The 13,270-nt window shown below is 62.2% G+C and carries 2 protein-coding genes; both read right to left on the reverse strand.

The features are described 5' to 3' along the window. The coding region (locus GXY33_12250; protein NLX05902.1) for a calcium-binding protein at window positions 1-1,307 on the reverse strand (1,307 nt) is incomplete at its 3' end. 267 nt (window positions 1,308-1,574) lie between these two features. Further along, a partial coding sequence (locus GXY33_12255; GenBank protein ID NLX05903.1) for an alpha/beta hydrolase occupies window positions 1,575-13,270 on the reverse strand: 11,696 nt, incomplete at its 5' end.

The following is a 13,270-nucleotide window of genomic DNA, read 5'->3' on the forward strand; positions in this document are numbered from 1 at the left end:
ACCTGGTAGGCGCCCCCTTGATCCGTGTCGAACAAGCAAAAGTAGTACTCCCACGGGTCCGTCCCCCGTTCCCGCCGCTGCTCGATCCAGGCATTCGCCGCCTTCAGCACCTTGCCATCCGCCCGGACCACCGTCCGCACATCCCGAGTCGCCCCGTTCGTGTAACTCCACTCCGCGTAGAACGGCCCGGCGTTCAACGGCACCACCGCGTCATACAGGTGATCCCCCGCGCCCCCCTGCACCCGCGTCAGACTCCCCTGCCCCGTCCAGTTCGTCACCGCCGAATCGATGGCATCCGATTCATACACGGTCAGGCCTGTGTCATCTTTGCCCAATAAGTCCAGAATGGCGTCCCGGCCGGGCAGGTCCACCCATACGTCCCGAACCAGCGTGTGCGTCTGGACCTCTTGAATCAGCGAGGTCAACCGCCCGCCCAGCGCATCCGAATGCGAGATGTCCGCCGCGAACTCCGTGAATTCCCCCATCAGCGTCGTTTCCATCGTCCAGCGCGCCAGGCCGGCTTCCCCGGCACCGATCGCCCCGAAGTCCGCCGTCAGCGTCCGGGCCGCGCCCGCGCCGTTGACTTCCGTCCCCAGGATCGTATACCCGAGCAGCAGCCCCAGATCGTTCTGCACGATCTCCGGCTGCGCGGACTCCATCTTCACCGCCGTCGCCGGGCCATGCCCTGTATTCAGAATCCGCAGACCCAGCGAATAGGGCACCGGCGGCTCGATGGTCGTCGTGAACGGATCGTCCCCGTACACCTGGGCGGGCAGGAAATAATCCAGGGTCAGCCGTGGCATGGGCTGGACGGTGATCCAATCCGGGGTCACGTCCACCGTCAGGTCCTGGCCCTGCAGCCGATAATTCAGCGTCGCGCCCACGTAGTACAGCTGCCCCGCCGTGTTCGTGCCCGACGCCCCCAGCGCCGGGATGATCAGCCAGTGGATTTCCGCGCTCTGCCCCGCCGCAATCGTCCCGTTGGTCGCCGCGTCAATGTTCGAGAGCGAGTCCACCCGGATGAAAAACAGCGCGTTGGTGTCGTTCGGATTGGTCGTTGCCGGGATGGAATTCTCGTCCGCATCGGTAAACAAGACTTCGATATCTACCGCCTCCAGCGGCAGCTCCGTGAAGCCGTTGTGAATCTTCATCGTCGCGTCGAACGCCTGCCGCTCCAGCGTCAGCGTCTGCTGGATCTCGATCTTCACCATCGCACAGACCGCCGAGGCGAACACCGAGGGCGCGAACGCGATAAGACATACGCCGATTCCGCCGACCACATGCTGAAGGCAGGTCTTCTTGTTCATGTTCAGCTCCCGTTATCGACGCGTTCCTGTTGCGCCAGTCTTTTTGAGGCTCTCATGCATGAAGCGCATAACTCAGGGGCTCCGCCACATCTCCGTCGCATCGCCAAGACATTGGAAATTCCCGCCACACCAAGCGATGGCCGGAAAATCATCATGGCCGTTGCATCCTGGCCATCCAGGCAACCGAACTCCGGCCGTGTCGGGTTATTCGGCGGCACGAACATCGAATGCCCCGGCACACCGCATGTCATCTTCTTCTCTTTCATTTTATCTATAATTCAACCATGTGAGAAAACCATTTCCCAGAAAGATACATTGTGAATAATCGTAATCCCCACCGGACCTTCCGTATTCGCGCATGCTATTCCAGGACGTGGCAATGCTGCTGGTCACGACATCGGTGTAGATATCCCCATGACCTGTCGAGTTTTGACTCAGTCGTTCTGTATTTGGTGTAGGATTTGGGATGCCCGCATATCCCACGCCTGACGCTAATTCATCAAGGTAATAGGGTATTTGCACGATCTTATCCCGTTCCTTCATAAAAATAGTGTCCGTTACGGACTTCCATACGCCACGGAGCGTTCCCATGAGCCCGTCTTGAAATTCATGAGAAGAGGTGTAATAGAGCGTTCCGACCTGGCTTTCAATCACAGGACCATAGAGACCTGTGCGCGACAGATCCTGGCCGGCCACGGCTGCCTGCAGGGCATACCATTTGTCTATAGATGCTCCATGCAGCAACGCTTGAGCGACGACTTCGTTAGCTAAGCTATGAGACGGCACGATAATCTTAATGCCGTGTTGCTTTAAGCACTTCAACATGCGGGCCAGCGCACGGCTTGCATCTTTGCCCACATCTTGCGCCCCGTTGAAATTGACGCCCCCATGGTTCCCCGGCCAGTAGAAGGAAATGATTTCTAAATCGGGATCACCGGCTTCCGTTTTAAGCAATTTTTCCATTTTGCTCACGCGTCCCAGCCATGTAGCGTGGTCCGTGTTGTAACCATTGACCATCACAATTGCGGTGCCGGTCTGGTGCAGCATAGCATTCATCCGCGCACGGTTCTCCTGCGACACGTAAGTCTCATATCTCTGACTTTGATTACCGACATAGTCCGTACGGTAGGCGATGGTACGTCCGGACGTATTGTCCGTCTTATATTCCTTCCATCCCCCGCTTTCGGTTCTGGAGAAATCGACATCGACTATCATTCCGCTGGCATCCATGAATTGCAGGGGATTGTTGTCTGCAAAGACATACAGATTGGGTCCCGCGGCTTCGTCCAGGGGATCTTCACTCAGGTAGCGGCCCGTTTGGGAGTCGTAATACCGCATGAAATTGTAATGGAGCCCGGACTCCGCGTCGCCATACTGTCCGGAACCGCGAAGCGGATTGTCTATTTGCGCCGCCTGCGACACTTCGGCCGCGCCGAAAACATCATATTCCGCGGCCCAGACAATAGCACCATCCCCGCGCGCCAGTTTGATCGGCCGCCCCAAGGCGTCGTTCAGGTAGTAGTACACTTGACCGTCCTGCCGTAGATACAACGGATTGGCGCTCCAAGCCGCACTAGGATAATAGGCATAACTGCGCAGAACATTCCCCGTATCATCCAGTTCCGCAATCAATCCCTGGGCGGCGTACAGATACCAAGTCGTCTCCCCGTTCACCTCCTTGCGGATCCGGCGTCCAAAGGGATCATAGGCATAACGGGCCAGCACTTGATCCTGCCCGTCGCGGATCGCCGTCAGCCGGCCGGTCGCGTTGTATTCGTAACGACGGATTTGGGCCCCGCACACCGATTGCGTCATGTTTCCGGCCTGATCGTACTGGTACGACCCCCATGGCGAAGACCGCAGGCGGTTCATCTCGTCATATTCCCACGTCCCCGGTGTAGTTGAATCCTCGATCCGGTTCCCCGCCAAATCATATGCGATCACACGGGTCTCCCCTCCTGCGCATTCCACTCCATTCACCCGCCGTTGCGCATCATATTGGTACGTCCAATGGCGCCCATCCAGGCTTTTCGCCACCGGGCCGCCCTGTACGTCGCGTTCGATTGTTTCCGCCAGAATGGAATGGCCGCCGGGATCCGCGTACAGGTTCGTCACGATCCCCAACACGGAATGCGCATGACGGTCATTCCGTATTCCCCCGGGGTAGCGGATCTGGACCTGGAGCCCCCCGGGCGCCCGATCCAGACTCAAGAGCCCTTCCCCGGGCACGTTTATTTGACTGAGCTGTTCATCCGCGCCGTATTCGTAGCGGTTGGTCAGTCCGTCGGGACCGGCAAAAAAGACCAGGCGCCCGGCATCATCAAAGCCCTGCGAATAGGTCGCCGTGAAAGAACCAAAATCCACCTGGCAGGTGGCCACGAGATTGCTTTCGTCGTAGGACCATGCCATGGACGTCATCCCATCATCGCAAACAAGCAACCGTCCTTGCGAATCCTGCTCCAGCCGCACGGATTGTTCCGGCACTTCGTCAAATTCCGAACGATAAGAAGCCCGGTTGGTAATACATCCCATATGATCGTAGTCCCAGATCGTTAGGGAACCGTTGGGTCGCCAATGCCTGATCTTGCGCCCGCAGGCATCATAGGCATACCGGTTGGTGGTCCCATCCTCCCGAATCCGCGCGGTCATGCAATCCCGAGCATCGTATTCATATCGGACTCCGTGCCCCAGGGGATCCGTCCAGCGGATCAGATTGTCACGGCCATCGTACGCGAAGCGATTCGTGCCTCCGCCTTCATCCACCAGGGAAGTCAACCGGCCCCGCACGTCCCAGGAATACCGGAGGACATTCCCATCTGGTTTTTGCACGGCGATCAGTCGACCCGCCGAATCATATTTAAACGACCGGCCCGATTCGATCGCGCCGCGTAATTGGATATTGGTCAGCGTCCCCTTGGCATCCCATCCCATATGCTGTTCATAATCCGGATACACCATGGTCAGGGGCAACCCTGCGGCATCGTAGTGTATTTGGACGCTTTCTTCGGCCGATGCATGAAGGGATGCCAAGCGTCCATACTCGTCGTGCTCCGCCTCGCTTTTCATTCCCTGTTCGTTTTCGAGGCCAAGCAAATCGCCTTCTTCCGAAAACGTTTCCCAGAAAACCGAACCGTCTGAATGTCGGGTTTCCACCCGCCGCCCCCCCGGTCCATCGTAGTGCATCTCCTGCCAGCGTCCATGAGGGGCGTTGATGCGGCTCAACCGTCCGCGATCGTCGTACTCGTACGTGGTTTCCTCCCCTGTCAGATGCCGCAAGCGACTCATATGCCCCGCCGAATCATACTCATACTCTTCGGTTGAATTCCGCGGATCGGTCACGGCGGTACATCGGCCCCGCTGATCGTATTGCCAGTTCCATACGCCGCCATCGGCGTTGCTGACACTGGTCAAATGCCCATATCCGTCATAGGTGTAGTGGGTGACAAACCCTTCGGCGTCCGTACATGCCGTCATGTTGCCGACAGAATCGTATTCGAACTCCAGCGATACCGAAGCGGTATTGGAATCTCCAATGCTGGTATGCCGCACCAGCAATCCGCGATCGTCGAAGGCTTGCCATGTGGTTCGTTCCCACGGCGTCCCCGCATGCGCCACGATGCCCGTCGGATTGCCCCGCTCGTCCCGTTGGTACAGCGTAACATCGCCGTTGCGATCCACCTGCCGGGTCAGAGTGCCAAAAGGCCCGCCATACTCGTAGACATTTTGCGTCTGATCGGGATGCGTTTCTTGAATCAGGCGTCCTTGTTGGTCGTACTCCCTGGTGATCCGCTCCGACTCCGGCACGGAGACCTGATCGTGGATCGGCGTGCCGTCCACAATGGTTTTCACGGTGGCCAGCGAGGCGTCGTGCCAGCGTTCCACCACCGCGCCATCCGTGGCGCGCACACTCGAGTAGTACAGTCCCGTCCGCTCATCAAAAGCGAAGTCGAATGTCTTACCCTGTCCGTTCTCGTCCTGCACGCTGGCCAGGGCCCCGTCCGCTCGATACGAGATGTGATGCTCTTCGCCATCGGCGTCTTGCTTGTGCACCATCCGGCTCTGATTGTCGTAGCGATAAGACGTCGTTTCCCCCAACCAATTGACGACGTTGGTCAGCCGACTCTGAGCGTCGTAGAAATACTCCACCGTCCGTCCGCCCTCGGCTTGATCCCGTAGGCTGGCAACCAGCCCCTCCGACGTGCGGTCCACCCAGCACACCTGGTTGGTGGCGTGATTGTACACGCCCACGACGTAGTTGGAGGCAACATCATATCCATAGAGAATCTGCCGTCCCTGGCGGTCGCCCTGAGCCAGCCGCCGCCCGTCCACGTCGTACCGAGCCCAGTGGCCATCCGTTTGGCGCAATTCATACCCCGCCCCCGTATATTCCAACCAATTGCCTGCATCGTCATAGAACCGATCGCCCGCTGTTAAGGACCCTTTGGAACTGTAGCGGTCAAGACTTAATCCTGCGACCTGCACGCCTTCCACATCTTCGTCGCTGGAGACGAACTCCATGCGCTGATCCAGCCCGTCGAACGTCCATTCTCCATCGAAAAAAGAACGTCGGACCCGAAACAGATTTCCCAGCGTCTGGATATCGATATCCTCGGCCTCGTCGTAATAGGCGCCCCCCGCCAGCACGGCACTGCTTCCAACAGGTTCCAGCGGCGCGCACGGATCCTCCTCGGGATCCGGATTCGGCGCGCAACCCAAACTGCCACCCGGTAGAGAACTGCCTCCGGGACCGCCGGAACTGCCGCCACCTGCGCCGCCAAGTCCAACATTCACAATCCCGGTCGGCCCATAGCTCGGTTTCGTTGAGGAGCCACACGAGATGCATCGGCCGCACCAGTGGCTACAGCGCACGACGGATTCCCAATGGCCGTTGATACAGTAATAGCCGTACGAGTAGGAGGCGCACCGGCTATAGCACCCGCAGGCCGCGCCGCCGCCGGAGGCAGCGTCGTCGGCGCCAAAGACTTTCAAGCAGGTGACGCGGTAGGGAATGCGGACCACCTGGTGTGCTTCCAGCGTCTCCGGCGGCTCGACCATTAATTCATATTTATAATACTCGTCCGATTCGGGAATCTGGATCTGAATGGCCTCGGCCCGGATCAGCCCGTAGTTTTTCATCGTGAATTCGCCGTTGAACACGTCCCCCACCGCCATCTCGGGCAACTGCACCGAGACAGGCTCCAGCAGCACCACCGGCGCGGGCACCTGCGTCTCGAATGTCGCCGTCAGCACGATATTGTATTCGTCTTCTATCGTCGTCGGCACCACCGACCATTCCACCGTCACCAGCGGACTGTTCAGGAACACCTCCGTGTTCCCGATCACCCCCGGCTTGACCCACAGCCGCCCGCTGGTCGCCTCGTGCCGATTGGCCGTCACCCGGTACATGTACGAGCCCACCGGCAGGTCCTCGAAATACGCCTCGCCCAGGCTGTCGGTCGTCCGATTCGTCTCGACCGTAGACCCGCTTTCCTTCTGCAGCGTAACCCGCGCCCCGGCCAATCCCTGCACGATTCCGCTCTGGTTCGTCGTGCCCGTGTAGATATCCGTGACCTTGAACAGAGCGCCGCCGCGCCCGGAGCTGTCCACCCCCACGAACAGATTGATATCTTTCGTCGCGTGATTGGCCGCCGTCACCCGCAGGATGAATTGATGCTGGCCCAGGCTTGCGCTGTTCGTTGGAGCAAAGGTGATATCCACCAGCCATTCTTCCCCGATCGCCAGATTTCCCAGGTTGCTTGCCACGTTCAGTTGCACCCATTCCGGCGCCGCTGTCCCGTTTGTCGTCCACAGCGACACGCCCACGTCCGCCAACGCGCCGTACCCGTTGTTCTTCAGCTTCACCGTCTCCGTCACCCGGTTGCTGACCGCCACCCCCGTCTGCACGTAGTTCGGACTCCACGTCAGCGCCGGTTGCGCCTCGGTAAAGCGATAGTTCACCGTCACCCGCCCCCAGCCCGACGGCCCGCTGACGTCGTCGGCCACCACCAGGACCACGCTCCCCGTGGTCGCCGGGCTCTCCCCCCAGATCGTGAAGCGCAACGTCGCCCGGCTGCCACCCGCCAACGTCGCTGTGGTCGCGCCCGGCTCGATATGAACCCCTGCGGGCAAGATTCCGCCGGGCTGGTTGCTCGCTTCATACCGCAGATGCAGGTTGGTCAACGTCAGACCTTTGCTCGTGCTGACCGTGATCTTCACCGCCTGGGGATACTCCATCGGCAGCGTTCCGCTCACCGTTGCCGGCGACACCCCCACCCGGTTGATCGCAAACTCCCCCTGCACGGGCTTGTCCACCCGCAGCGGATGCACCGCCCACACCTTGTACACCCCACCCTCGTTCGCCAATGGCTCAAAGTTGTATTCCCAGTGCCCCCCCGCGTCGGCGTACACCGTGTAGGTCCGCTCAAATCCTTCCAGTGAGACCGTCAGCTTGACTGGCACGTCTGCCTGACCTGCCCCGGTCGTCCGGTTCACGGCGTGGCCCTGGATCAGAATGTTCGTGTCCCCCATTGAAAAGGCCGGATGGATATTCGTCACCGCCGCCGAGTAGACCGTCTCCTGCAGGGACACCGCCCGCGTGCTCTGGACGCCGGCAATCTGCACGTGATCCTCCTGCCCCAGGTGATAGTGCAGCCGGTCGATCTCCAGCCGCAGCACCGCCGCGTTCGGCGCGTTCGTCGGTATCGTCAGCAGAATATCGCTCGAGCTGAAGCTCGTCCCCGCCGGGATCCGCGCCACCGTCTGCCCGTTCGCCAGCGTCATCACTCCCGCCCCCAACAACTGTTTCGCCGCCCCCGCGCTTAACACCATCCCCTCCGGCGTTTCCAGTTTCACCCGGACTTCCGGCGACGCGCCCCCTTTCTGCGCCAGCACCACCTCGATCTCCTCTGCCGACGTATTGTGCAGCACGAACCGCACTTTCCCTTCCGTCCCCCGCGTCAGCTCGTCGTTATGCACTTCCGCCGTCAGCACCTCGTCGCTTACATTCACCGTCGCGGCCGACCGCAGCCGCACCCATTCTCCTTCATGGGGAAGCAGCTCAACCATGTTGCTCAACGTTGCCACCGGCGGCAGGTTGGTATAGCCCCCCACCACCACCGCCACGCATCCCGTTTCGCCCGCCCCCAGACTGAACAGTTCGGAAACATGGTCGATCCCCGCCGTTCGAACCTTCAGCCGCGCGTTCGTCACCGCCGCCGCCGCATTGGTGACCGTGTAGAGCAACCGATTCATCACCCCGCGCTTCAGCAGCGCGTTGGCCGGCAGGCTCACGCTCAAGTCCGGCAGCCGCAACGTCCGCCGCACGCTCTCCAGGGTCTCCCCGCCCACTTCGTCCACCGCCACCAGCCCGTACAACCTCCCGCCGCTCGAATACGCCGTGTCCACGTAGGAGGTCGCCGTGTTGGCCAGGCCGTCCGCCAGCAGTTGTTCCCCCTCATAGATCCGGAACCCATCAATCGCCGTCGCGTTCGCGTGGCTCCATGCCACCGTCGGACGCTGCCCCGCCACATGCTCCACGCCCAGGCCATTCACCGGCAGCAACGCCAGATTGGTGTAGGCATTCAGCGATGGCGCGGATCGGTTCCCCGCCGAATCCACTGCCGCCACAGCGTAATACGCCGCCCCCTTCACCGGCTTCGCGTCCACCGCGTTTGTCGAACTCACGTTCGTCGCAAACGCCGGCCGGCTCCCGATCTCCACAATCGTCTGCGTGTCGCGGTAAGCCTGGTACTTCACCGTCTCCTCCGGCACCGCCGTCCAGGACAACAGCACCCCGTTGCCCAACAGCTTCAACACCAGCCCCTCCGGCGCCGCCGGCGGCGTCGCGTCCGATACCACTCGCACCACCTGCCCCCACGCGCTGGTCACCGCCTGCCCGTTCGCCTCCCGCACGCTCGCCACCGCATACCAATTTGTCGCATCCCCCGCTGCATCCGTGTATGTCAGCAGCCCCCCGCTCCGGGCCAGATCCATCAGCGCGTTGCTCGCCGACCCCTTGTAGAGTACGTAATCCGCCGCCGCCGTCACCGCGCTCCACGACAACTCCACCGCCCCACCCGGTTGCGCCCGACCCGTCAAATTTTGCGGCGCCTCATACGGCGGAAGCGTCCCCTGATAAGCCTGGAACCGACTCTCCACTTGAATCGTGGCTCCCGTGTTCCCCAGGTCGTCCACCCCCCGGTACTGGAACCGCAGATGCTCCGCCGGATTGCCGCCATTGGACGGCAAGGCGAAGGAGCCCCCCCACGACCGGTACGTCAGCGGCGACAGCGCCACCGCCGTCTCCTGCGTCCGCGTCGTTTCCAGCGACCACGACAGTTCCGGGGTTCCGACCGGCACCTCGTTGGTGGCAAACACCGCCACCACCGTCACCGTCGTCGGGCTGCCCGCCGGATTCGCGATCGGGGCCACCGGCGTCACATGCAATTCACTCACGACGGGCCCGCACGTGTCCAGCGTGACGACGTCCCCCGTCTCGATTGCGGTCCCCCGGTTTCCCGCCAGATCCCGCCCGGAAAACACCGCGTACGCCGGCCCGCAGGGCCGGCTCCCGTCCACGTTGAAATACCCCGTGTATTCATTCGTCCCCCCGCTTTGCAGCATCACCGCAATCGGCACGCCCCCCACCGGATTCAGGCTGAAGAACGGCGCCGTCACCAGCGGCTCGCTGAGCGCCAAGCTCACCTGCACCCGCCCATACCCGTACCGATTCTCCGTCGGCACGCTCGGGCCATCGCTCTGATAGGTCACCGCCATCACCCGCGGCGCCGTCCGATCCGACCGCGAAGACGCTCCCTCTGAGAGCCATCCCTCCGTGTCCGCCCGGTTCACTGCCGCCACCCGGTAATAATACAGCCCGTCCGACGGCGGCAGATCCGTGTAATAGCTCACCGCCACCAGTGCAGAGTTCACCCGCGTTGCCGCCCCCGTCGCCGTGAACGGACTCGCCGCGCGATACACCTGGTAGCCTTTCACGTTCACCCCCTGCGGGTCGCTCCAGCTCAACCGGATCGCCCCCCCCTCCCGCGGCGTCGCCGTCAACCCCGCCGGCGTCGCGGGTATGCTCGTGTCCAGAATCACCGTCCCCGCCTGCGACCACGTCCCCGTTCCCGCCCGATTCACCCCCGCCGCCCGGATCGCGTTCGTCCCCTCCAACAGGTCCACCCCCCCGCTGAATCCCCCGGCCCCCGACACGCTGACCGTCTCGCCCGCAACCTCGGTCCCGTTCCGCGACAGCACCACCTGCGTCACGTACACCGCCCCCGTCCCCGTCACCGGCTGCCGCGGCCGGTTCACCGTGGATGTCCCCACCGGCTGCGTCAGTATCAGTGCTTCCGGCTTCGCCAGCGCCACCGGGATGTTCGTCGCCCACACCCGAGTGTTGCCCAGCGTGTCGTAACCCGTCAGTTCCACCGCGTGCAACCCGTCGTTCGTCGTCGCCGTCACGTTCCAGAATGCCGCAAAGTTGGTTGAACTGCCGGTGGCTGTCCCCACCAGCGCCCCGTTCACCCGGAACTCCACCCGGCTCATCCCCGCCGGGTCTCGCGCATTCACCGTGAACGAACCCGGCTTCGTCGCCGCTGAATTCAACGCGGCCCCGTTGAAACGCAGGTTCCACATCAGCGGCCCCATCACGTCGTCTTCCGTCATCGCCGCCACCGGTGCCACCTCCGGGTTCTGCCCTCCGCTCGGGTTCACCGTCGTCACCGCGAACCAGTTCGTCACGCCGTTCTGGAATCCCGCCAGACTCGCATTTGTCTTCGTCACCGTCAGCCGCGCCGTCAGCCCGCTGACGCTGGAATACTCGTTGGTGTACGCATAGATGGCGTAATGCTTCACGTACGTCGACGGCTGCACCCCGTTCCAACTCATCTCCACATACCCGTCGTACGGGGTCACCGTCAGCCCCGTCGGATTCGGTAGCACCGTGTAGCCCGTCACCACCAGCCCCGCCCCCTCGTTGCCGGTCACGTCATAGGCACTTACCCGGAACACATACGACGAGGACGGCACCAACCCGTCCTGCTCGTGCAGTCGGTTCGTCAGCCCGTACTCGAGGCCCGTCGCCGCATTGGTCACATACAGCCGGTACCCCGCCAGGTCCGCGTCCGGATCCGCCGACGCCGACCACGTCAGCGTCAGGTTCGTCGCCCCGCACGCAAACACCGCCCCCGTCGGGTTCGGCGGCGCGATGACATCCACCGGCGCCAGCGCCACACTGGTCACGTTCGAATCCGCCAGCCCGGTCGTGTCCCGCGCCATCACCGCGTAGTGCTTCGTCACGTTCCGCACCAGCCCCGTCACCACAAAGCTCTTCTGACCCGCCCCGCGCGTCCCGATCTGCTCCGCCGCCGAAACATGGGTGAAGCTGTCGGCCGACTGGAAAACGTGGTAAGTCGCGATATCGCCCCCCGCCGCCAGCTCGTTATAGCCCGCCCACCCCAGCGTGAGCCGCGTCCCCACCCCGTATACCGCCCCCGTCACCGTCACCGCTTCCGGCGCCACGTCGTTGTAGAGGATCGCCACGTCTGTCGCTTCGCTCATGTTCCCCGCCGCGTCCCGCGCCGTGAACGCGAAGTAGTTCCACCCATTCGTCAGCGCCTGCGCATACGACCAGTTCGTCGAGGACCCCGACGCCACCACCTGCGTCCCGTTGCACAGGATCGCCGTATCCGCCTCCCGTGTCCCCGTGATCGTCTGCTGGTTGATCGTCGTCGGACTCGTCACCCCGCTCACCCCCGGCGCCCCCGGTGGCGTCGTGTCCACTATGAAGCTCGAACTGAACACAGCCCCCGTGTTCGCCATGTTGTCGTACAGACGCGCCGAGACGGCATAGCTGCCATCCAGCATCGTCCCCTCAGGGGTGAAGGTGAGCGTATTGGTGGTCACCGCCCACGAACCCGGCAGTGTCAGGCCGGATATCTTCACCGCGTATGTCGAGCGCTGGGTATCCAGCCCGCTCGCCGCCTCCACATAGGTCAATCGTACAAAGGCGGGCGTGGAGGTGGCCCAGGATCCGTTGGCCGGACTCACCGCCGTCACTGCCGGCGCCACCGTATCCGCCAGAAAAGCGTAACCATTCGTCGCAGACCGGTTCCCCGCCGCGTCTGTCGCATAGATATCCAATACGGTCGCTCCCTGTGAAAAACTTTGCGTGCAGACCCACGCGCCCACTCCCCACGGAACCCGCATGGCGCCATTCACCCACACCGCCGAGCCATCCTCCCGCGTGCCGCTCAGCACCGCCGCCGTCGCCCGTAGGCAATTCGTCGCCGGTATGCCCGGCCGGTTGGTCACCACCGGCGCCCCAGGTGGCGTGGTGTCAATCACAAAGCTATGAGTGGTCGCCAATTCGGGATATTCGCCCAATACGCTTATGATATTGGTTCCAATGGTTAACTCGTATTCCCCCTCTTCCGAAACAGGAGCGGAAAACAAAAGAAGATAGTCATACGTCGTCATGGCGGAAAGCGAGGCCAGCGAGACCAACGCCCCCTGCGGATCTCGCAGCGCCACGTCCGCCAATGTGAACGTATCGGGCGCCAAGGGAGATCCCACGCGAATGGCCATCTCGCTCACCGCCGTGTTGGTGAGTCCGTCAGGGCTGAAGCGTACAAACCGCACGGGCGCGAGCTGATCGACCAAATATACCGTCCCCGCCGCCCCGTCATACGAGGAAGTAGATTCTCCTTTCCCGCCCGCCGCGCTCACCCGGTTTGACAGGTCAAATCCGTCCAACTCGTCGTAGTAAATCGCAATCCGCCCGCCGCCTCCGCTCCCTCCGAAATAAGAACTTACATCAGCTGTGTTTCGACCGCCGACTGCTTCCACGATCCCGCCCCCACTCAGGCGCCCGACTTCCAGATAAATCCCCCCGCCACTGCCGCGACCATAGTCGCCATCCTGTCCGTTTGCCCGGATGGCGCCTTCCAATTCCAACGACC

This window comes from Phycisphaerae bacterium (genome assembly GCA_012729815.1).
In the GTDB taxonomy this organism is placed as follows: domain Bacteria; phylum Planctomycetota; class Phycisphaerae; order JAAYCJ01; family JAAYCJ01; genus JAAYCJ01.